Source organism: Cupriavidus malaysiensis, assembly GCF_001854325.1.
In the GTDB taxonomy this organism is placed as follows: Bacteria; Pseudomonadota; Gammaproteobacteria; order Burkholderiales; family Burkholderiaceae; genus Cupriavidus; species Cupriavidus malaysiensis.
Window position 1 is genome coordinate 2,376,258 of sequence record NZ_CP017754.1, and the last position, 21,145, is coordinate 2,397,402.

Consider the following 21,145-nt stretch of genomic DNA (forward strand, 5'->3'; position numbering starts at 1 on the left):
TGATTCAGGACATCGAACAGGTCCGCAAGGGGAGGGCGATCGATGCGCTGGTGGAGACGGCTGGGCTGGCTGATGCTGGCGATGGTGGTGCTGGGCCTGGTCGGGGCGCTGTGCGCCTATGTCTGGTACCGGCAGGCCTCGCAGCCGCAGGTGGCGGGCACGCTGCGCCTGCCCGGCCTGCGCGACACCGTCAGCATCGTGCGCGATCGCCATGGCGTGCCCCATATCGAGGCCGCCGATTCCCTCGATGCCTACTTCGGGCTGGGCTACGCCCATGCGCAGGACCGCCTGTGGCAGATGCAGATGAGCAAACGCATCGTGGCCGGCCGGCTGGCCGAGGTGCTGGGCCCGTCGGCGCTGGATACGGACCGCTTCCTGCGCACGCTGGGCGTGCGCCGCAACGCGGAAGCCATCCTGGCGCAGAGTTCCGCGCCCACCCGCGCCGCGCTGCAGGCCTATGCCGATGGCGTCAATGCGTTCATCGACCACGGCAAAGGGCCGCTGCCGCCCGAGTTCCTGATCCTGCGCACCCGCCCGGAGCACTGGGAGCCCGCCGACAGCCTGGGCTGGCAGACCATGATGGCCTGGGACCTGGGCGCCAACTGGACGCAGGAAGTCCTGCGCATGGGGCTGTCGCAGGCCTTGCCGGTCTCGCGCATCAATGAACTGCTGGCCCCCTATCCCGGCGAGGCGCCGCTGCGCACGCTCGACTACGGTGCGCTGTACCGCCGCCTGGCGCCGCTGCAGAGCGCCATGGCGTCGGTGGTCGCGCGCGCGCCGGCCGGCTTCGTGGAGGGGATGGGATCGAACAACTGGGTGGTGTCCGGCGCCCACACGCGTTCGGGCAAGCCGCTGCTGGCCAATGACCCGCATCTCGGCCTGCAGGCGCCCGCCCTGTGGTACCTGGCCCAGCTGCGCGCGCCCGGCCTCGACGTCAGCGGGGCCACGCTGCCCGGGGCCCCGGTGGTGGTGCTGGGCCACAACCAGCGCATTGCCTGGGGCTTCACCAATACCGCGCCGGACGTGCAGGACCTTTATATCGAACACGTCCAGCCGGGGGACCCGGGCCGCTACCAGACTCCGACCGGCTGGGCCGAGTTCGACAAGCGGCAGGAAGTGATCCACGTGAAGGGCGCGGCGGATGTCGTGCTGACCGTGCGCACGTCGCGCCACGGCCCGGTGATCTCCGACGTGGCCGAGCCGCTGGCCACGGCCGCGGCGCCGCTGGGCGCTCAGTTCGTGGTGGCCATGCAGTGGACCGCGCTGCGCCCGGACGACCGCACGCTGCAGGCCGGCCTTGCCATCAATACCGCCAGCGACTGGAACGGCTTCGTCAATGCGCTGCGCGACTTCCACTCGCCGCAGCAGAACATCGTCTATGCCGACGTGGACGGCAATATCGGCTTCATCGCGCCGGGACGGGTGCCGATCCGCCGGCCCGACAACGACCTGCATGGGCTGGCGCCGGCACCGGGATGGGACCCGCGCTATGACTGGGTCGGCTTCATCCCCTTCGACAAGCTGCCGCGGCGCTACAACCCGCCCGAGGGCGTGATCGTCACCGCCAACCAGAAGATCGTCGAGCCGGACTATCCGTACTTCATCACCAGCGAATGGACCGTGCCCTACCGCGCCCAGCGCATCCGCACGCTGCTCGATGCCACCGCGCGGCATACGCCTGACAGCTTCGCGGCGATCCAGAAGGACCAGGTCTCGCTGGCGGTGCGCGATGCGCTGCCGCTGCTGCTGGCCTCGCGCGCGGCCACCGATGCCTGGCGCGTGCCGCGCGAACGCGCGCTGCTGGACGCGCTGCGCAAATGGGATGGCGACATGCAGGCGGACCGTGCCGAGCCGCTGGTGGCGACGGCCTGGATGCGCGAGCTGTCGCGCGTGCTGTTCGAGGACAAGGTAGGCCAGGCCCTGTTCCGCCGCCTGTGGGAGCAACGCAACGTGCAGCAGGCCACGCTCAATATCCTGCGCGATCCGGAAGGCCTGGGCGCGTTCTGGTGCGATGCCGTCGCCAGTCCCGAGAGGCAGAGCTGCGACGACGCGATCTCGACCGCCTGGCAGCGCGCGATCGACGATCTGGACCGGCGCTACGGCGACAAGCCGGAGCGCTGGCAATGGGGCATCGCGCATACGGCGCGCGCCGAACACCGGCCGTTCGGCAAGGTGCCCTACCTGGCCGACCTGTTCGATATCAAGGTGCCGACCGGCGGCGACACCTATACGGTCAATGTCGGCCGCCACAGCCTGCGCAACGAGGCTGCGCCCTTCGAGAGCGTGCACGCGGCGAGCCTGCGCGCCATCTACGACCTGTCCGACCTGGGCGCGGCGCGTTTCATCGATTCGACCGGCCAGTCGGGCAATGTGCTGTCGCGGCACTATCGCGACTGGACCGACAAGTGGGCAGCGGTGCAGTACATCTCGCTGGACCCCGGCCAGTTCAAGCGCGGCAGCACGGCCTTCGATACCTTGATCCTCAAGCCGGAGGCGCGCCGCTGACCTGGCGCGTGCGCGCCGCGGCCTGCCTGGCGCCGATTGCCTGGCGCCCAGGCGGCCCCAGGCTGCGCTCGCGCAGCGCTCAGGCGGCGCTCAGGCGGCATACAGGCGCGGACGGCGCTCGCGCCAAGGCATCGCCTGTTCCAGCGCGGCCGCCACCTGCAGCAGCGTGGCTTCATCGCACATCGGCGCGGCAAACTGCACGCCGAGCGGCAGCCCGCCCGACATGCCGAGCGGCAGCGACAGCGCCGGCGTGCCGGTGACATTGAACAAGGGCGTGAAGGGGCAGTAGTCGAACACCTTGTCACACCAGCCGCGCGCATCGAGCGTGGCATCGTCCTGGTCCAGGTAGCCGAGCGGCACGGTCGGCACGCGCGTGACGGGGGTGACCAGCAGGTCGTAGCGCTCGAAGAAGCCGCCGAGCGCGCGAGAAACGGCGTTCATGCCGGCCAGGGCCAGTTCCAGGTCGAGCGCCTTCAGTGCCAGGCCGTGCTCGATGCAGGCGCGCGTGCAGGCTTCCACGCCGCTGCCGTCGTAGGGCCGGCCGATGGCCTGGCCGGTGCCTAGCGCCGCGGCGGCCAGGAACGACGTCCAGGCCGTCCGGTTGGCGCTGGCCAGTGATTCCGCACAGTACTCCGGGCTGGCGAACTCCACGTGGTGGCCCATCGATTCCAGGGTACGCGCCGCTTGCAGCGTGGCGGCAATGCAATCGGGGTGGGTTTCGGCGCTGCCCGGGAAGCGCGTCGAGACGGCGACGCGCAGGCGCCGCAACGGGGCGGCAATGGCGTCCGCGTAGGGCAGCGCCGGTGCTTCGATGCGGAACGGCGCGCCGCTGTCAGGTCCGCTCACGGCATCGAGGACCGCGGCGCAGTCGCGCACGGTGCGCGTCAGCACGAACTCGATGCCCAGGCCCAGCAGGGGCAGGCCGTAGTCGGGCCCGGCGGGCGTGCGCCCGCGCGAGGGTTTGAGACCGACCAGCCCGCAGGCGGCCGCCGGGATGCGGATCGAGCCGCCACCGTCATTGGCGTGCGCCACCGGGACGATGCCGGCGGCCACGGCGGCGGCCGCGCCACCGCTGGAGCCGCCCGCGCTGTGCCCGGGTTCCCAAGGATTGCGGGTGGGGCCGTGCAAGCGGCATTCGGTGGTGGCATTGAAGCCGAACTCCGGCGTGGCGGTGCGGGCGAAGGCAGCGAAGCCGGCGCGGCGGAAGCGCGCCATCAGCTCGGAATCGGTGGCCGGGACGATGCCCCCGCCCGTCATGCGCGAACCGCTGTCGCAGGGAATGCCGCGCGCATGCAGCACCAGGTCCTTGAGCAGGAAGGGGACGCCGGCGAAGGGGCCCTCGCTCGCATGTTCCAGCGCGGCGGGGAAGATGTCGATCAGGGCGTTGAGCGCTGGATTGAGCTGCCGGGCCGCGGCCCGCGCCGCTTCCATGACTTCGCTTGCGGACACATGTCCGGCACGGATCTGCTGCGCGAGCGCGGTCGCGTCCAGGCTTGCGTAGTCGCTGATTTGCATTGGGTGTCGCCTCCAGTCGTTGTCGTGAGCGGGCCGGTGCGGCCGCCGCAGGCATTGAAGCAGCGCGGCGCGAGGGCGCCTACCGTTCAATTGGAGGAGGGAGGGCCGGCCCGGCCGGCGCAGCGGCGGCGGTCAGCCCAGCAGGCGCGAGGCGAGGGCGCCCTTGTCCGATACCTCCAGCTTGGCGTAGGCCTGGCGCAGGTGGTGCCTGACCGTGGTCGGCGCGATGCCGAGCCGGCGCGCGACTTCCTTGTGCGACAGCCCGCTGCCGAACAGGCGCGCCACCGCCAGCTCGCGCGGTGCCAGCAGGTCGCCGGGCGCCGGTGGACTGGCGCGCATCAGCAGCAGGTCGCCTTCCGGCTCCCAGCTGAGCCGGATGCGCGCGTTGGCCAGGTGGCCGCCGGTGCCCGGCTGCAACCGCAGCCGCAGCGGCTCTGGCAGGGCGGCCCCGTGCCACCCCGGCCACGCCTGCTGCAATTGCGCGAGGAAGCTGGCATCCGCATGCAGGATGCGGCCCCAGGCATCCGCCAGCGCTGCCGCCTGTGGCACCGCGGCCGTATCGTGCACGGCGCGCATGGCACGCAGGCGGCATTGGCGATTGTGGTCGAGCGCGGCGTCCAGGTGGCCGATCACGCAAGCCACCAGGCGCACATCGCGTTCGGCGTAGGGCCGGCGGCCCGGCGCGCGGTAGAGCGACAGATGCGTGGCGCGGCGCGCCGGCAGCGCGACCTGCGCGCCGCACAGCACGTGGCGGATGCGTTGGCGCGCGCACAGGATCCGCATCGGCGCCGGCAGGGGCGCGTGGCGCACGCACAGCGCGACCGCGTGGCCGGCATGTCCGGCATGCCCGCCAGGCCCTGCGGCGAGCGCGACCAGCGGGTCGTCGGCCTTGCATTGCTCCCACTCGGCCACGAAGTCCGGCGCGGTGTCCAGCGTCTGGCTGCTGTGCAGCGACGGCCCGCCCGGCGTGAGGGTCGAACAGCCCAGCCAGGCGCTGTCGAAATCGATGAACTCGCGCAACAAGCCCAGCACCTGCCGTTCGAAGGCACCGATCGGCTCGTGCAGGGCCAGGCGGTAGAGCGGCAGCAGCAGGCGGCTGACACTCGCGGCAAGCCGCAGCTCGCGCGAGGTTTCACCAACGGCCGGGCCGGCAGGGTGCTGGATCATCGTGGTCTCCGGCAGGCACTCGCTCGGTGCCGCTTGGTCATGGTGCGTGGGCGGCTGGCACGGAACGGCGGGCGTTCAACAAGCGGTGCGCGCCGCGGGCCCTGCCGGAACGGCGCTCCCGCATGCCGGCCGGCGTCGACGCCGGTGGCACCACCGGGCGGCGTCTATGCCGTTTCCCACTGGCAGGATTCTGCCGCATCCGGCGGTGGCGCATACCGTTTTCGGCACGATGACGGTGCCAGCGCGCAGCTGGGCGCCGGCCGGGCCGCCGCGCGCAGGGGGGCGCGGCGACGGAGCCGGCTCAGCGCGGGCGGAAGCGCCGTGCGGTGCCCTCACGCGTGATGCGCTCCCACACCACCTGCTTTTCCCCGTCGCTCAGGAAGACCCAGTTGCTGACCTCGGCGGCGGTCCGTCCGCAGCCCTGGCAGATCTCGTCGAACAGGGTCGAGCAGATGCCGATGCACGGACTGTCCGGCCGGTCGAACAACTGCTCGTCACCCGCGGCGTGCGGAGCGACGGGGGAAAGCGGCTGGAGATCTTGTGAGTCGGACGGCATGCGGAAGACGGGGAGGGCGGGTGCCGGAGTGGATCGGGGGCACATTATACGTGCCCCGGCGTCAGGGGCCGCCTCGCGCAGGGCAGGACAAGCCCGAGCCAGGCGCGGCCAGGGGCACCGGTCCGCGCCGTCCGGCGGGATGACTTCGCGGGTAATTGAGAGCAGTTCGGGGCAGGCCTAGGCTGTAGCCATCCGCCAAGCCAACCTGGAGACACACATGCCCCACGATTCCGCCGCGATCGATGCCGCGCCAGCCGTCGACGACCGCATCCGCTCCGTGGTCGACACCGTCCTGCTGGGCTCGCCGGTGGCGCGCGCCCTGGGCGTGCGGCTGCACCGGCTGGAAATCGACCACGTGGAACTGCTGCTGCCGTTCCATGCCGACCTCGTCACCCATGGCGATACCGTGCACGGCGGCGTGATCGCCACGCTGGTGGACATCTGCGGCGCCGCCGCGGCCGGCTCCGGCGCCGATGCCGGGACGCTGCAGGGCGGGGCGACCAGTTCGCTGGCGCTGCAGTACCTGGCGCCAGCGCGCGGCACCGACCTGCTGGCGATCGCGCGGGTGCTGCGCCGTGGCCGCAAGCAGGTCGCCACCGATATAACGGTCCATGCGGGCGGCAGCGACGGCGAACTGGTGGCGAAGGCGCTGATGGGCAGCGTGCTGTTCTAACCCGACGCCCGCGTGGCCTCCGCTCGGCGGCCACCGCTCGGAGCCTCTCGATTTCGCATATTAAGCAATTAACGGCCAGGCTTTTTTCAACACATCGGAAACGGCTACGCCGGGGCTCACAGACAAGGCAGGGCAGGATCAGGCCGGGTTTTGGGGAAGCTTGGGGAAGGTTGGGACACTGTTAGAGCGGGCATCGGCCGCTCTCCGGGCGCGAATGGCGCCGGTGGCCGTCACCGGCTGTCCCGGATGGGGGCAGTCGGCCGCGAACGGCTATCAGTCAGCAAGCGTTCGCGGCCATGTCCGGCCTGCGCCGGGGCCTGGCCTCAGGCCCGCCAGCCGCCCTCGAGGCAGGCGAGGGCGGCCGCTACGATCAGTACTTCCACAGGATCTTCTGCAGTTCCTTCGGATCGTTGGTCTTGGTCAGCGCCAGCGCCATCAGGATGCGGGCCTTCTGCGGCAGCTGGTCGTCGGTGACGATCCAGTCGTACTTGTCGTCCGGCTGCTCGGCATTGCGGATCACCACGCCGCTGCCGGTGCGCGAGGCGCGCACGATCTGCACGCCCTTGGCACGCGCGGCCTTGAGCGGCTCGACCATGTAGTCGCCCACGCTGCCATTGCCGGTGGCCGCGAAGACGATGGCCTTGGCGCCGTTCTTGACGGCCGCGTCGACGCTGGCCGGGTTCACGTTGCCGTAGGCGTAGACGATGGCGACTTCGGGCAGCTTGTCCAGCTTGTCGATGTCGAACTCGGTCTGCATGGTGTGCGGACGCGCCGGCAGGCGGAAGAACAGGGTGCGGCCCTCGACCACGTAGCCCAGCGGGCCGAACGGCGAGCGGAAGGTCTCGGTCTTGAAAGTATTGCTCTTGGTGACGTCGCGGCCGGTATGGATCTCGTCGTTCAGCACCACCAGCGTGCCCTTGCCGCGCGAATCCGGGTTCGAAGCGACCAGCACCGCGTCATACAGGTTGAGCGCGCCGTCGGCGCCCAGTGCCGTGCCCGGGCGCATCGAGCCGACCACCACCACGGGCTTGTCGCTCTTCAGCGTCAGGTTGAGGAAATAGGCGGTCTCCTCGATGGTGTCGGTGCCGTGGGTGATCACGATACCGTCCACGTCCGGCTGCTTGAGCAGCTCGGAGACGCGCTTGCCCAGCTTCAGCAGGCGCTCGTTGTTGAAGCTCTCCGAACCGATCTGGAAGATCTGCTCGCCCTTCACGTTGGCGACCTTGCTGATCTCCGGCACCGAAGCGATGATCTTGTCGACCGGAACCACGGCCGACTGGTAGGCAGCGGTATTGGTGGCCGAGGCGCCGGCGCCGGCGATGGTGCCGCCGGTGCCGATGATGACGATATTGGCCTTGCGGGCTTCGCTCTGCGCACTGGCCGGCGCGGTCGTGGCAGCGGCCGGGGCCAGTTGCGCCTGCGCGGTGCCGGCGTTCAGGCCGGCGGCCAGCAGCAGGGCGCTGAGGGTGGTGAGACGGGTGAAACGGGTAAAACGCTTCATGATTCTCCTCGTATAGGCATGCGCGGCGGCACCTTGTGGGTGGCCGTCCGCGTCGACTATCGGTCTGGGCAAACCGCACTCCGGCCTGTCTTACAGGAGCCGGTCCGCGCGGAGCCGGAACTATACGGGAGCAGGGGCAAATGTGTCGACATTTGGTAACACGGGGTTTTCCCGTAAAGATGTCGGCGGGGATTGTCGCGCCCGTGGGCGCGGCGCCGACTGTCGGCGCGCCGGTCGCGTCGGCGGCGGCCCGTCATTCGATCCCATCGCGCCATGAGCGATCCCTGCTTCCGCCTCGCCGTGCCGGACGGCCTCGAACCGCTGTTGTGCGGCGCACAGCGGGATACCGCGCACCGGTTTACCTGGCAACGGGCTTCGATGAGGACAGGGCGAGGCTTCGTCAAAGCGAGCCGAGCCCAAGGCTATCTATCGCAACTCCTGGCCAATAGCGAGCAGTCCTGTCGAGCCTAGGGAGGTGGTGGAAGGATTCGCGGTGGCGGCAGGTCTGATTCCAGAGAGTCGTGTGGGCGCCTGCGGCGACTCAAAGAGCCTCGACCGTCGGCTCGCCGACAGCAAGCACGTCGACACACAGTGTCTCGGTGATGACGGCGAAGTGCTGCAAGCCGTCGAACTGCCGACAGGTATCCGCGGCGAAGCGAGCGAGATATTCAGATTGTCGAACGCGATAGAAGCAGCCGCGGCCGAGTCCAGTGGACCGGGCGGCTTCGCCGTCGAGATCGCTCTCGTCACGTCGCTGATAGGCCGCGGGCGATGCGAAGGCAAGACGCAGGATGCGGTCGATCTCATGGTTGCGCAGCAGCAGACGAAATCCTTCCCAGTCTTCGAGAACGCTTTCGATGGATACGCGGGGGGAGCCATCGGGAAGGATCTCCCAAAACTCATACCTTTGCTGCGTGGCCGTCCTTTCAGAGATGGCGAATCTTGAACACCTTCATATCAGCTTGCGTGGTGGAGGGCGATCGTACTCCGGATAAGCGTGGCGCCAGTCCGCCCCGCCAACACGCTTGCCCTCTTCCATGATCATGAGCGTATTCCCAGGCTTCGGATACGCAGTGAGTGGGCGCCCGTCCATTCGATCGATATCAAAGATATCGATCAGGTAGGCCGTGGGCGTCTTCATCAGGATCGCATAGATGAGGACTGGTATGCCCTGATCCAGGGCGATCAGATCCCGTCCGAGCGTGATGGCGTCGCAGCCGCTTTTCTCAGTTGCTTCATCATGAACGACCGCAAGATAGTAGGAATCTCCAATTTCACGTACTCGGCAGGTTTTGATCGGTGCTCGCCATTGCAGCGTCCGCTTCCCGTATAGGGGCTCGCAGACTTCAATCAGGAAGTCCAACAGGGCGCGCTCGTGGGGAGCCAGGGGGCGAGAAAGTGCCATTCAGATTCCTGAGACAGAGGTAGTCGGATAGAGCCGACGCGGACCCGCGGGGATTCCGGAGGTGCGGTCCCTGGCTTCCTCGGCAAGAGCGTGCGTCCGCGTGGTCTGCCACGGCTTGTCATGTCAATCGGGCAACGTCTGAATCAAAGCAGCTTGCGGGGTGGGGCGAGAACAGTGTCCTGATAGAAGCGACTCCAGTCTGCCCCGCCGACACGCTTGCCCGCTTCCATGATCATCAGGCTATCGCCCGGCTTCGGATAGGCCGTGAGTGGGCGCCCGTCCATTCGATCGATATCGAAGACATCGATCAGGTAGTCGGTTGGCGTCTTCATCAGAGTCGCATAGATGAGGACTGGCACGCCCTGATCCACCGCAATCAGATCCCGTCCGAGGGTGATGGCGTCGCAACCGCTTTTCTCAGTTGCTTCATCATGAACGACCGCAAGATAGTAGGGATCTCCAATTTCACGTACTCGGCAGGTTTTGATCTGTGCTCGCCATTGCAACGTTCGCTTTCCGTATAAGGGCTCGCAGACTTCGATCAGGAAGTCCAGTAAGGCAAATTCGTGCGGAGCTAGAGGTCTAGGTTGTGACATATCAGGTCAGCTTCATTGGCGCGGTGGTCGTATCGATCCGACACGAATCTCACCTGCTGAAGGTCTATACGACGAATACTCGATCGGAATGCCGTCGACTAAAACCGTGAAGGTCTTCCCGTCGCCGCCGATCGGTAACTGATGTCCATTTTCCTCCAGGTCTTTCTCGATCGCTCGCTTGACCGGTTCTCTGGGGATACCTTTCGCATCAAGGTGGCGGTATGTGTGATTGATCTGATTGGCATTCCGCCCCCAATTGACCTCGAACCCCTTGTTCGGCGCCGGCTTGCACTTGCTGCCCGCCATTGCGGCGATGCCCCAGGCGGCGCCGACGATCGGGCGCAGGCCTGGAACCATGCACTCGAGGCATACCGGGTCAAGTCCGGCTTCCGTCGGGCGCTCCCGTTGCAGCCCGTCCCGTTGAAGGAGCGGTGGCGCCCGGGCTGGATGCCGGTCGTCTAGTGGTTGCCAGAACCAGCCATCCAGCGCCTCGCGCGACACGGGCTGCGGCGGCCCCCCCTTGAGGGAGACCATCGCCTTACGCGACACCACGCGCCCATCCGGTGCGAACGCATAGTCCACCGTCAGCTTGTAGCCGAGTCCGAAATACTGGAACTGGCTGACGCGGCCACGCGCATCGTAGGCAAGGCGGACTTCGTCATCGAAGCCGTTGAGCAGGTGCGTGATGCGCTGCGCCGCATCCCTGGACAGGACACGGATGGGCCAGAATTCCGAAGGCTGGCGCTCATGCAGTAGACGCAGGTTCCCTGCTTCGTCGTACCGGAATACGGAGTACTTGGTCCACGCGTCGTTAGCTGCGTCTAGCTGGGATGAAACGCGGCCGTTGGCATCGTAGGACCATCCGAGCGTCGTCTTGGACCCGGTGGACTGCGCGCCGAATCCCTTCGCCCCGGTCGGATCATCCGTCGCCAGGTCGCTGAAGCCACCCAGGCGACCCTGCTCGTCATAGGCATAGGCGCGCAAGGCGCCCGGTGCGGCGATCAGCGCCGGACGGTCGCTGCCCGCCTGCGCGTACTGGAAGCTGGTGCGCCGCGCTCCATCGGTCGCGCTGGTGTAGACCTGGGTGATGACACGGCCGAGGGCATCGTATTGGTAGTCAGTGCGGGCGCCACCGGCATCGGTCTCGCTGGTGATGCGGCCTGCCGTGTCGTACACCGTACGGGTGGTTTCGCCGCTGCTTGCGCTGCTGCCGGTCGGGCGCAGCTGTCCGGCGATCTTGCTGAAGCGGAGCGTCGTGCTGCTGCGGCTGTCGGTCAGCGTCGTGGTGCCATGGCCATAGCTGAACTGGACGTTGCGAGCACTGTCCGGGTGGCTGACCGCGATGGCGCGGCCCTGCATGTCGTACGTATAGCTGGCGATGCGCAGGCCGCTCTCATCGATGACGCCGGTCAGCACATAGGGGAAGCGGGCATCGCCATATTCGAAGCGCCGCACATAGCCATCCGGCCAAGTCACCGTGACGAGATTGCCGCGTGAGTCATAGCCATAGCGCGTGGCCGCGCCACCAGGGCTGGTCATCTGTGCCAGCCGGTTCTGGCCGTCGTAGGTGAATTGCAGCGTGACGCCGAACCCGTCAGTCAAGGCGACCAACAGGCCCGGCGAGGTATTGCTGTACTGCAGTGTGGTGGTGCGCCCGGCGCCGTCCGTGACCGACTCAAGCCGGCCGGAGGCCGTATAGGATTCGGTCTCTCCGCTGATGCGGTCGTACAGTGACCAGCCGCCTCCGCCCGCGGCCGGAGAGAGCGTCAGCGGCTCCCCGCCGCTGGTACGCCACGCGCCGCCGGCCTGTTCGAACGTCGCGCGCTTGCCATCCGGCCGATAGGCTTGGACTCGCGCGGGATTCGACGTTGCCCTTGACAGCCCGAGCTGGCGCTGCCACGGATGCATCCAGTTCGGCCCGAACCCGCTCTGCGGGCGGACATAGGGCGCGGAGCGGAAGGTGCGCGTAAACCGCAGCGGCACGTCGCTACCGCTGGTGAAGTCTGTTTCGGTAAGCGTGACCACCCCGCTGGCCGGATAGACCGGGTCGGCCACGGGGCAGCTCGATTCCGTGTCGCCAGCCGCAGGCGCACCGCAGTACTGGTCGATGAGCTCCCGCCGGTTCGGGCAATGGTAGCTGCCCATCCCGACCGGCGTGTTGCCGGCGACGTCCAGGGGACAATTTCGCGAACCCGGGATGGCGCCCGAGAGCGGATAGAGGGCAAAGCAGGTGTCCTCGGCACGCGCAGCGGTGACGGCCATCAGAAGCGCGAGGACGGCGAAGATGCGCAGCAGTGCGTTGCGCCCCGAAACTAGGCGCGGGAAGGAAAACCCCATCGGAACCTCCCTTGTCTGGTTGACTGGCCTGTCATTACAGGCGGGCAACCGGGAGGCTGTGAATCAGCTGCGTCTGATTTTCTGCAACAGAGTGTGCCGTCTGGCCTCAACGTGCCGGGAAGCGCAGGGCGGCGGGATCGATTGCTGATTTAATGGGGGAGACAGCAGACGTTTCGTCTTGCGAGGGGCGGTGATGCCGAGGCAACGGTGAGGAAGGAAGCTGTGCGGGCATACGAGACATGCCGGTGCAGCGAAGGCGCCCCAGCCGCCGGCACCTTGCATGCCGGCAGCTTCGATTCTGGCGCCTCGCGATTCCGCCCCGGGGCAGGGGCGGTGCGGCACCGGCCCGCAACAGGGGCCGGTGCGCCATGGGCAATCGCTTAGAACGCGTCGCCCGGCACGCGCACCCAGCCTTCCATCAGCACGCGCGCGCTGCGGCTCATGATGGCCTTGGTCACGACCCATTCGCCGTCGACCTGGCTGGCTTCCGCGCCCACGCGCAGCGTGCCGGAGGGGTGGCCGAAGCGCACCGCGTTGCGCTCGCCGCCGCCGGCGGCGAGGTTGACCAGCGTGCCGGGGATGGCGGCAGCGGTGCCGATGGCGACGGCGGCGGTGCCCATCATGGCGTGGTGCAGCTTGCCCATCGACAGCGCGCGCACCAGCAGGTCGACGTCGCCGGCGGCCACGCGCTTGCCGCTGGAGGCGGTGTAGTCCTTGGGCTTGGAGACGAAGGCGACCTTGGGCGTGTGCTGGCGCTTGGCCGCTTCGCTGATGTCCTGGATCAGGCCCATGCGCACCGCGCCCCAGGCGCGGATGGTCTCGAAGCGGGCCAGTGCCTTGGCGTCGCCGTTGATGTCGTCCTGCAACTCGGTGCCCTGGTAGCCGATCGCTTCGGCTTCGAGGAAGATGGTCGGGATGCCGGCGTTGATCATGGTGGCCTTGAAGGTGCCCACGCCGGGCACTTCGAGGTCGTCGACCAGCTTGCCGGTGGGGAACATGGCGCCGCCGGCGCCTTCTTCCTCGGCGGCCGGGTCCATGAACTCGAGCTGCACCTCGGCGGCGGGGAAGGTCACGCCGTCGAGTTCGAAGTCGCCGGTTTCCTGCACTTCGCCATTGGTGATGGGCACGTGGCCGATGATGGTCTTGCCGATATTGGCCTGCCAGATGCGCACGGTGGCGACGCCGTTGTGCGGGATGCGGGCAGGGTCGACCAGGCCGGCGCTGATGGCGAAGGGGCCGACCGCGGCGGACAGGTTGCCGCAGTTGCCGCTCCAGTCGACGAAGGGCTGGTCGATGGCGACCTGGCCGAACAGGTAGTCGACGTCGTGATCGGGCCGGCTGCTCTTGGCGATGATCACCGTCTTGCTGGTGCTGGAGGTGGCGGCGCCCATGCCGTCGATCTGCTTGCCGTAGGGATCGGGGCTGCCGATCACGCGCATCAGCAGTTTGTCGCGTGCCGGGCCGGGCACCTGGGCTGCCTCGGGCAGGTCCTGCAGGCGGAAGAACACGCCCTTGCTGGTGCCGCCGCGGATGTAGGTGGCGGGAATCTTGATCTGGGGTACGTGGGCCATGGAATGGGTATCCTGGAAAAACGGGCGGTGCGTTGCCGCACCGCCCGATAGATTACGCCTGGGATGACGCGCGCAATGATGCCTGCGCCAGCGCCTGGAGTGGCGCCTGCGCGCCGGCGCGGTCCCGGCGCATGCGCATGCTCAGGCCGCGGCCTTGGAAGACTCGAGGAAGTCCTGCGCGAAGCGCTGCAGCACGCCGCCGGCTTCGTAGATCGAGACTTCTTCGTCGCTGTCCAGGCGGCAGGTCACCGGCACTTCGACGCGCTCGCCGTTCTTGCGGTGGATGACCAGGGTCAGGTCCGCGCGCGGCTTGCGCGCGCCGATCACGTCGTAGGTCTCGGTGCCGTCCAGGCCCAGCGTCAGGCGGTTCACGCCCGGCTTGAACTCCAGCGGCAGCACGCCCATGCCGATCAGGTTGGTGCGGTGGATGCGCTCGAAGCCTTCCGCCACGATGGCTTCCACGCCGGCCAGGCGCACGCCCTTGGCGGCCCAGTCGCGCGAGGAGCCCTGGCCATAGTCCGCGCCGGCGATGATGATCAGCGGCTGCTTGCGGTCCATGTAGGTCTCGATGGCCTCCCACATGCGCACCACCTTGCCTTCCGGCTCGATGCGCGCCAGCGAACCCTTCTTGACCTGGCCGTCGACCACGGCCATTTCATTGATCAGGGTCGGGTTGGCGAAGGTCGCGCGCTGTGCCGTGAGGTGGTCGCCGCGGTGGGTCGCGTAGGAGTTGAAGTCCTCCTCCGGCAGGCCCATCCTGGCCAGGTACTCGCCGGCCGCGCTGTTGGCCAGGATGGCGTTGGACGGCGACAGGTGGTCGGTGGTGATGTTGTCGCCCAGCACCGCCAGCGGGCGCAGGCCCTGCAGCGTGCGCTCGCCGGCCAGCGCGCCTTCCCAGTACGGGGGGCGGCGGATATAGGTGCTCTGCGCGCGCCAGTCGTACAGCGGGCTGGTCTGCGGGCCGGACTCGACGGCGAAGCTGAACATCGGGTCGTAGACCTTGCGGAACTGCTCCGGCTTGACGCTGCGCGCGACGATGGCGTCGATTTCCTCGTCGCTCGGCCAGATGTCCTTCAGGTAGACCGGCTTGCCGTCCTGGTCGGTGCCCAGCACGTCCTGCTCGATGTCGAAGCGGATGGTGCCGGCGATGGCGTAGGCGACCACCAGCGGCGGCGAGGCCAGGAAGGCCTGCTTGGCATACGGGTGGATGCGGCCATCGAAGTTGCGGTTGCCGGACAGCACCGCGGTGGCGTACAGGTCGCGCTCGATGATCTCCTGCTGGATCTTGGGGTCCAGCGCGCCCGACATGCCGTTGCAGGTAGTGCAGGCAAAGGCGACGATGCCGAAGCCGAGCGCCTCCAGGTCGGGCAGCAGGTCGGCTTCTTCCAGGTAGAGCTGCACCGCCTTCGAGCCGGGCGCGAGCGAGCTCTTGACCCAGGGCTTGCGCGCCAGGCCGCGTGCCTTGGCATTGCGCGCCAGCAGGCCGGCGGCGATCACGTTGCGCGGGTTGCTGGTGTTGGTGCAGCTGGTGATGGCGGCGATGATGACGGCGCCGTCGGGCATCTGCCCCGGCACTTCCTCCCACTTGCCGGCGATGCCGCGCGCGGCCAGGTCGGAGGTGGGCAGGCGCTTGTGCGGATTGGACGGGCCGGCCATGTTGCGCACCACGCTCGACAGGTCGAACTTGAGCACGCGCTCGTACTCGGCGTCCTTGAGCGTGTCGGCCCACAGGCCGGCGGTCCTGGCGTAGGTCTCGACCAGCTTGACCTGTTCGTCGTCGCGGCCGGTCAGGCGCAGGTAGTCGAGGGTCTGGCCGTCGATGAAGAACATCGCGGCGGTGGCGCCATACTCGGGCGCCATGTTGGAGATGGTGGCGCGGTCGCCCAGGGTCAGGCTGGCGGCGCCTTCGCCGCGGAATTCGAGGTAGGCGCCGACCACTTTTTCCTTGCGCAGGAACTCGGTCAGGGCCAGCACGATGTCGGTGGCGGTGATGCCGGGCTGGCGGCGGCCGCTCAGCTCGACGCCGACGATGTCGGGCAGGCGCATCCACGAGGCGCGGCCCAGCATCACGTTCTCGGCTTCCAGGCCGCCCACGCCGATGGCGATCACGCCCAGCGCGTCCACGTGCGGGGTGTGGCTGTCGGTGCCGACGCAGGTGTCGGGGTAGGCCACGCCGTTCTGCGCCTGGATCACCGGAGACATCTTCTCCAGGTTGATCTGGTGCATGATGCCGTTGCCCGGGGGGATCACGTCGACGTTCTGGAAGGCCTTCTTGGTCCAGTTGATGAAGTCGAAGCGGTCTTCGTTGCGGCGGTCCTCGATGGCGCGGTTCTTGGCGAAGGCATCGGGGTCGAAGCCGCCGCATTCCACCGCCAGCGAGTGGTCGACGATGAGCTGCACCGGCACCACCGGGTTGACCTTGGCGGGATCGCCGCCCTGGTCGGCGATGGCGTCGCGCAGGCCGGCCAGGTCGACCAGCGCGGTCTGGCCGAGGATGTCATGGCACACCACGCGGGCGGGGAACCAGGGGAAATCGAGGTCGCGGCGGCGCTCGATCAGCTGCTTCAGCGAATCGGTCAACGTGGCCGGATCGCAGCGGCGCACGAGGTTCTCGGCCAGCACGCGCGAGGTGTAGGGCAGTTTGTCGTAGGCACCCGGCTGGATTGCCTCGACCGCGGCGCGCGCGTCGAAGAAGTCCAGCTTGGTGCCCGGCAGAGGTTTGCGGTTTGCAGTATTCATGGCGTGGGGAGGGTGCAGTGCGGTGACCGGTGGCCCGAGGGCCGGCCCGGCATGGCGCCGGGTCGGCCTGGCTGCGTATCAGCGCTTCTCGATCGGCACGAACTTGAGGTTATCCGGCCCGGTGTAGTTGGCGCTGGGGCGGATGATCTTGTTGTCGATGCGCTGCTCGATGATGTGCGCGGCCCAGCCCGAGGTGCGCGCGATGACGAACAGCGGGGTGAACATGGCGGTGGGCACGCCCATCATGTGGTAGCTGACGGCGCTGAACCAGTCCAGGTTGGGGAACATCTTCTTGATGTCCCACATCACGGTCTCCAGGCGCTCGGCGATGTCGAACATCTTCATCGAGCCGGCGTCCTTGGACAGATTGCGCGCGACTTCCTTGATGACCTTGTTGCGCGGGTCGCCGATGGTGTACACCGGGTGGCCGAAGCCGATCACCACTTCCTTGTTCTCCACGCGGCGCGTGATGTCGGCCTGGGCCTCGTCGGGGGTGTCGTAGCGCTTCTGGATCTCGAAGGCCACTTCGTTGGCGCCGCCGTGCTTCGGGCCGCGCAGCGCGCCGATGGCGCCGCAGATCGACGAGTACATGTCCGAGCCGGTGCCGGCGATGACGCGGCCGGTGAAGGTCGAGGCGTTGAACTCGTGCTCCGCGTACAGGATCAGCGAGGTGTGCATGGCGCGCTCCCACAGGGCCGAGGGCTTCTCGCCGTGCAGCAGGTGCAGGAAGTGGGCGCCGATGGAGTCGTCGTCGGTCTCGACCTCGATGCGGCGGCCGTTGTGGCTGTAGTGGTACCAGTACAGCAGCATCGAGCCGAGGCTGGCCATCAGGCGGTCGGCGATGTCGCGCGCGTCGGGGGAGTTGTGGTCGTCCTTCTCGGGCAGCACGGTGCCGAGCACGGACACGCCGGTGCGCATCACGTCCATCGGGTGGGCGCTGGCGGGCACCCATTCGAGGGCGGCCTTGACGTTGGCGGGCAGGCCGCGCAGGGCCTTGAGCTTGGTCTTGTAGGCGCGCAGCTCGGCCTTGGTGGGCAGCTTGCCGTGCACCAGCAGGTGGGCGATCTCCTCGAATTCGCAGGCATCGGCGATGTCGAGGATGTCGTAGCCGCGGTAGTGCAGGTCGTTGCCGCTGCGGCCGACCGTGCACAGCGCGGTGTTGCCGGCGGTCACGCCGGACAGGGCCACGGACTTCTTGGGCTTCGGAGCGACTTGCGGTTGCGCTTCGGACATGTTGTGGGTCTCCTTGGTTTCCTGGTGCGGGAATGTCTGGTGCGGGAATCGTCCGGGAACCGCCGCCGCGCCATCGCGCGGCACGCCGGCCCCCCGGAGCGGATACAAGCGGATATGAGAGCTTACTTGGCCTTGCCTTGGGCGAACAGGGCGTCGAGCTTCTGCTCGAAAGCATGGTAGCCGATGCTCTCGTACAGTTCAGCGCGCGTCTGCATGGTGTCGACCACGTTTTTCTGGGTGCCGTCGCGGCGGATGGCCAGGAAGACGTTCTCGGCGGCCTTGTTCATGGCACGGAAGGCCGACAGCGGGTAGAGCGCCATGGCGATGCCGACGCCGCGCAGGTCGTCCACGGTGAACAGCGGCGTGGCGCCGAACTCGGTCAGGTTGGCCAGCACCGGCACCTTCACCGCCTCGACGAACTGCCGGTACATGCCCAGCTCGGTCATGGCTTCCGGGAAGATGGCGTCGGCGCCGGCTTCCACGCAGGCCACGGCGCGCTCGATGGCCTTGTCCAGGCCTTCCACGGCGAGCGCGTCGGTGCGGGCCATGATGACGAAGTTGGGGTCGGTGCGGGCGTCGACGGCGGCCTTGATGCGGTCGACCATCTCGCCCTGGCTGACGATTTCCTTGTTGGGACGGTGGCCGCAGCGCTTGGCGCCGACCTGGTCCTCGATGTGCATGGCGCCGGCGCCCGCCTTGATCAGGGAGCGGGTGGTGCGCGCCACGTTGAAGGCCGAGGAGCCGAAGCCGGTGTCGACGTCGACCAGCAGCGGCGTATCGCACACATCGGTGATGCGGCGCACATCGGTCAGCACATCGTCCAGGCCGGAAATGCCGAGATCGGGCAGTCCCAGCGAGCCCGCGGCCACGCCGCCGCCCGACAGGTAGATGGCGCGGTAGCCGGCGCGCTTGGCCAGCAGGGCGTGGTTGGCATTGATGGTGCCGACGATCTGCAGCGGCTGCTCGTCGGCCAGGGCCTGGCGGAAGCGGGCGCCGGCGGAGCGGGCCAGTTCGGAAGCGGTGAAAGTCATGGGCGGTTGCCTGGGTTGCCTATTGGGACGGAACGATATGTACGAATCTCGGCGAGACACCCATCTAGCGCAAAGCCTGTGCCAGGGCCGTCCACGGCGCTGCGGGAATACCCGCCAGCCCTTGCCGGTGCTGGGTTGGCGCCATTGCGGGTGGGCTCGCGGGACGCTCCGGGCGAGCGCGGATGCCATCTCCGGCATTGCAAGCTGGAAATTTGCATTTCAATATTGAAATGCCGGAGGGCAAGGCGGACAATGGCCGCATGCAGCCGCCTTCCGGACCCGCCATGAGCAGCATCCTTCCCCCCAACGCCCGCCCGCGCATCTGGGCCATCGGCATCAGCCGCCTGTCGCGCGCCTTCGCCGACCTGATCCCCGCCTATGCCGGCCGGGCCGAGTTCCGCATCGTCGGCAAGGGCTACGAGGCCGCCGCCAGCGCCATCGTCCGCGAGGCACGCGAGGGCCGGCTCGACGCGGTGGTGGCGGGCGGCTCCAACGGCGCCTACCTGCGCCAGCACGTCGACGTGCCGGTGGTGCTGGTCAAGGTGACCGGATTCGATGTGATGAGCGCGCTGGCCACGGCCCGCCGCATCTCGCCCCAGGTGGCGCTGGTGACGCATGCCTCGACCTACGCCGAGGTCGACGAGTTCGTGCGCGCCTTCTCGCTCTCGATCCCGGCCTACACCTACCTGACCGAAGACGACGCCACGGCGCGCGTCAAGGCCCTGCGCCAGGAAGGCATCAAGGTGGTGGTGGGGCCCGGCCTGGTCACCGACCTGGCTGACAAGCACGGCCTGGTGGGCGTGTTCCTGTACTCGGGGGTATCGGTGCGCGGTGCGCTGGAAGATGCCATCGAGGCTGCCCGGCTGCGCCGCATCGAGGCGGCCCGTCGCGACTATGTCAACACCATCCTGGCGCACCTGAACGAAGGCGTGGCCGCGGTCGACGCGGAAGGGCGCATCCAGTCCTTCAACCCGGCCATGGAGCGTTTCCTCGGCACGCCGGCCGGCAACGCGGTGGGACGCCGGCTGCAGCTGCTGGCGCCGGGCTTGTCGCTGGACGGTGTGATGCACAGCGGCGAAAAGGAGCTGGAGGCCATCCACAAGCTCGGCGACAAGATGGTGGTGGTCAACCGCATCCCCATCGCCGGCGAGGGCGGGGTGACCGGCGCGGTGCTGACCATCCAGGATGCCAATGCGATCCAGCGGGTCGACCGCAACCTGCGCTCGCGCAACCGCGCGCGGCCGGTCGGCGTGCGCTACAGCCTTGACGACCTGGCCGGCGCCTCGGCCGCCATGCAGCACCTGCGCGAGCTGGCGCGCCGCTACGCGGTGGTCGACTCCACCGTGCTGATCGGCGGCGAAAGCGGCACCGGCAAGGAAGTGCTGGCGCAAGGCATGCACGATGCCAGCCCGCGCCGTGCCTTTCCCTTCGTCGCGGTCAACTGCGCGGCCTTTCCGGAAGCCTTGCTCGAAAGCGAGCTGTTCGGCTACGAGGAGGGCGCTTTCACCGGCGCGCGGCGCGGCGGCAAGGCCGGCCTGTTCGAGTCGGCCCACAACGGCACGCTCTTTCTGGACGAGGTGGGCGACATGCCGCCTTCGCTGCAGACGAGGCTGCTGCGCGTGCTGCAGGAAAAGCAGGTGCTGCCGATCGGCGGGCTGGAGCCGGTGCCGGTCAATGTGCGGGTGATCGCCGCCACCCACCGCGACCTGGCCGCGATGGTGCGGGAAGGGGGCTTCCGCCAGGACTTGTACTACCGGCTCAATATCCTGCGCATCGAGATGCCGCCGCTGCGCGCGCGTGCCGGCGACCTGCCCGAACTGGCGGAACTGCTGTACCGCCGTGCCCAGGAGCGCCTGGGCCTGGCGCATCCGGGCGCGCTGCCCGCGCCGGTGCGGGCGCGCCTGGCGCACTACGGCTGGCCGGGCAATATCCGTGAGCTGGAGAACGTGACCGAGCGCATCGCCGTCCTGGTCGGCGGCCGCCGCCTGGCGGCCGGCGAACTGTTGCATGAGCTGCAGGGCGCGGTGCCCGAACTGTTCGCCGGGGTGGACGTGGCCGCCCGGTCCGGCGCCGCCGCGCCCGCCGTGCCGGTCGAGGCGCTGCCGCCCGCCGCGCCCGCGCGGGTGGAGCGTCAACGGCAGGCGCCGCCGCAGTCGCTGGCGGGCGTGGCGCGCGCCAGCCAGGCCGAGCATATCCGCCAGGTGCTGGCCCAGTGCGGCGGCAATCGCACGCAGGCCTGCCACCTGCTCGGCATCAGCCCGACCACGCTCTGGCGCCGCCTGCGCGACGCGCCGGCGGACGAGGCTGCCTAGGCTG

At 68.4% G+C, this 21,145-nt stretch carries 15 protein-coding genes; 4 read left to right on the forward strand and 11 right to left on the reverse strand.

Annotation, left to right across the window (positions count from 1 at the left end; genetic code table 11):
- The first annotated feature begins 42 nt into the window (after positions 1-42).
- Positions 43-2,505: a penicillin acylase family protein gene (locus tag BKK80_RS10515; protein ID WP_071037027.1), complete on the forward strand. Its 2,463-nt coding sequence runs from the start codon at positions 43-45 to the stop codon at positions 2,503-2,505.
- A gap of 90 nt (positions 2,506-2,595) precedes the next feature.
- Here BKK80_RS10515 and BKK80_RS10520 read toward each other — a convergent pair whose 3' ends face one another.
- The 3 genes from BKK80_RS10520 to BKK80_RS10530 form a co-directional block, all read right to left on the reverse strand.
- Entirely contained in the window at positions 2,596-4,020 is a 1,425-nt protein-coding gene (locus tag BKK80_RS10520; RefSeq protein ID WP_071069321.1) for an amidase, read from the reverse strand.
- 132 nt (positions 4,021-4,152) lie between these two features.
- Positions 4,153-5,187, reverse strand: coding sequence for a helix-turn-helix transcriptional regulator (locus tag BKK80_RS10525; RefSeq protein ID WP_071069323.1), 1,035 nt, complete (start codon positions 5,185-5,187; stop codon positions 4,153-4,155).
- 301 nt (positions 5,188-5,488) lie between these two features.
- Positions 5,489-5,743, reverse strand: coding sequence for a DUF1289 domain-containing protein (locus BKK80_RS10530; RefSeq protein WP_071012550.1), 255 nt, complete (start codon positions 5,741-5,743; stop codon positions 5,489-5,491).
- Positions 5,744-5,960: 217 nt separating this feature from the next.
- On the opposite strand from BKK80_RS10530, the gene BKK80_RS10535 reads away from it, so the two are divergent.
- Positions 5,961-6,416: a PaaI family thioesterase gene (locus BKK80_RS10535; protein ID WP_071012552.1), complete on the forward strand. Its 456-nt coding sequence runs from the start codon at positions 5,961-5,963 to the stop codon at positions 6,414-6,416.
- Positions 6,417-6,786: 370 nt separating this feature from the next.
- Here BKK80_RS10535 and BKK80_RS10540 read toward each other — a convergent pair whose 3' ends face one another.
- Positions 6,787-7,917, reverse strand: coding sequence for an asparaginase (locus BKK80_RS10540; protein ID WP_071012554.1), 1,131 nt, complete (start codon positions 7,915-7,917; stop codon positions 6,787-6,789).
- A 475-nt stretch (positions 7,918-8,392) separates the two neighbouring features.
- Between BKK80_RS10540 and BKK80_RS10545 the strand changes: the two genes are divergently transcribed.
- Positions 8,393-8,863 carry a hypothetical protein gene (locus tag BKK80_RS10545; protein WP_157903200.1) on the forward strand — a complete coding sequence of 157 codons (471 nt, stop codon included), beginning with the start codon at positions 8,393-8,395 and terminating at the stop codon, positions 8,861-8,863.
- Between the two features lie 6 nt (positions 8,864-8,869).
- Here the strand turns inward: BKK80_RS10545 and BKK80_RS10550 are convergent, their stop codons facing one another.
- From BKK80_RS10550 to prpB, 7 genes are all read right to left on the reverse strand, one after another.
- Entirely contained in the window at positions 8,870-9,322 is a 453-nt protein-coding gene (locus tag BKK80_RS10550; protein WP_071069327.1) for a hypothetical protein, read from the reverse strand.
- Between the two features lie 143 nt (positions 9,323-9,465).
- Entirely contained in the window at positions 9,466-9,918 is a 453-nt protein-coding gene (locus tag BKK80_RS36355; RefSeq protein WP_156811197.1) for a hypothetical protein, read from the reverse strand.
- Positions 9,919-9,930: 12 nt separating this feature from the next.
- Positions 9,931-12,255 (reverse strand): DUF6531 domain-containing protein, encoded by a 2,325-nt coding sequence (locus BKK80_RS10560; RefSeq protein ID WP_071069331.1) that lies wholly within the window; start codon positions 12,253-12,255, stop codon positions 9,931-9,933.
- 380 nt (positions 12,256-12,635) lie between these two features.
- Complete coding sequence (prpF, locus tag BKK80_RS10565) at positions 12,636-13,826, reverse strand: 2-methylaconitate cis-trans isomerase PrpF (protein WP_071069333.1); 1,191 nt, start codon at positions 13,824-13,826, stop codon at positions 12,636-12,638.
- A gap of 141 nt (positions 13,827-13,967) precedes the next feature.
- Positions 13,968-16,565: a Fe/S-dependent 2-methylisocitrate dehydratase AcnD gene (acnD, locus tag BKK80_RS10570; protein ID WP_071012566.1), complete on the reverse strand. Its 2,598-nt coding sequence runs from the start codon at positions 16,563-16,565 to the stop codon at positions 13,968-13,970.
- 78 nt (positions 16,566-16,643) lie between these two features.
- Positions 16,644-17,798 (reverse strand): bifunctional 2-methylcitrate synthase/citrate synthase, encoded by a 1,155-nt coding sequence (gene prpC / locus BKK80_RS10575; RefSeq protein ID WP_071069336.1) that lies wholly within the window; start codon positions 17,796-17,798, stop codon positions 16,644-16,646.
- 122 nt (positions 17,799-17,920) lie between these two features.
- Complete coding sequence (gene prpB / locus BKK80_RS10580; protein ID WP_071012567.1) at positions 17,921-18,829, reverse strand: methylisocitrate lyase; 909 nt, start codon at positions 18,827-18,829, stop codon at positions 17,921-17,923.
- A 284-nt stretch (positions 18,830-19,113) separates the two neighbouring features.
- Between prpB and prpR the strand changes: the two genes are divergently transcribed.
- Positions 19,114-21,141, forward strand: coding sequence for a propionate catabolism operon regulatory protein PrpR (gene prpR, locus BKK80_RS10585; protein ID WP_084545637.1), 2,028 nt, complete (start codon positions 19,114-19,116; stop codon positions 21,139-21,141).
- The last annotated feature ends 4 nt before the right edge of the window (positions 21,142-21,145 follow it).

Coding starts and splice junctions, on each gene's coding strand:
- BKK80_RS10530 (WP_071012550.1), bottom strand. CDS start 5,743: ATGCCGTCCGACTCACAAGATCTCCAGCCGCTTTCCCCCGTCGCTCCG.
- prpF (WP_071069333.1), bottom strand. CDS start 13,826: ATGGCCCACGTACCCCAGATCAAGATTCCCGCCACCTACATCCGCGGC.
- BKK80_RS10525 (WP_071069323.1), bottom strand. CDS start 5,187: ATGATCCAGCACCCTGCCGGCCCGGCCGTTGGTGAAACCTCGCGCGAG.
- BKK80_RS10520 (WP_071069321.1), bottom strand. CDS start 4,020: ATGCAAATCAGCGACTACGCAAGCCTGGACGCGACCGCGCTCGCGCAG.
- prpR (WP_084545637.1), top strand. CDS start 19,114: ATGAGCAGCATCCTTCCCCCCAACGCCCGCCCGCGCATCTGGGCCATC.
- BKK80_RS10550 (WP_071069327.1), bottom strand. CDS start 9,322: ATGGCACTTTCTCGCCCCCTGGCTCCCCACGAGCGCGCCCTGTTGGAC.
- acnD (WP_071012566.1), bottom strand. CDS start 16,565: ATGAATACTGCAAACCGCAAACCTCTGCCGGGCACCAAGCTGGACTTC.
- BKK80_RS10560 (WP_071069331.1), bottom strand. CDS start 12,255: ATGGGGTTTTCCTTCCCGCGCCTAGTTTCGGGGCGCAACGCACTGCTG.
- BKK80_RS36355 (WP_156811197.1), bottom strand. CDS start 9,918: ATGTCACAACCTAGACCTCTAGCTCCGCACGAATTTGCCTTACTGGAC.
- BKK80_RS10535 (WP_071012552.1), top strand. CDS start 5,961: ATGCCCCACGATTCCGCCGCGATCGATGCCGCGCCAGCCGTCGACGAC.
- BKK80_RS10515 (WP_071037027.1), top strand. CDS start 43: ATGCGCTGGTGGAGACGGCTGGGCTGGCTGATGCTGGCGATGGTGGTG.
- prpB (WP_071012567.1), bottom strand. CDS start 18,829: ATGACTTTCACCGCTTCCGAACTGGCCCGCTCCGCCGGCGCCCGCTTC.
- prpC (WP_071069336.1), bottom strand. CDS start 17,798: ATGTCCGAAGCGCAACCGCAAGTCGCTCCGAAGCCCAAGAAGTCCGTG.
- BKK80_RS10540 (WP_071012554.1), bottom strand. CDS start 7,917: ATGAAGCGTTTTACCCGTTTCACCCGTCTCACCACCCTCAGCGCCCTG.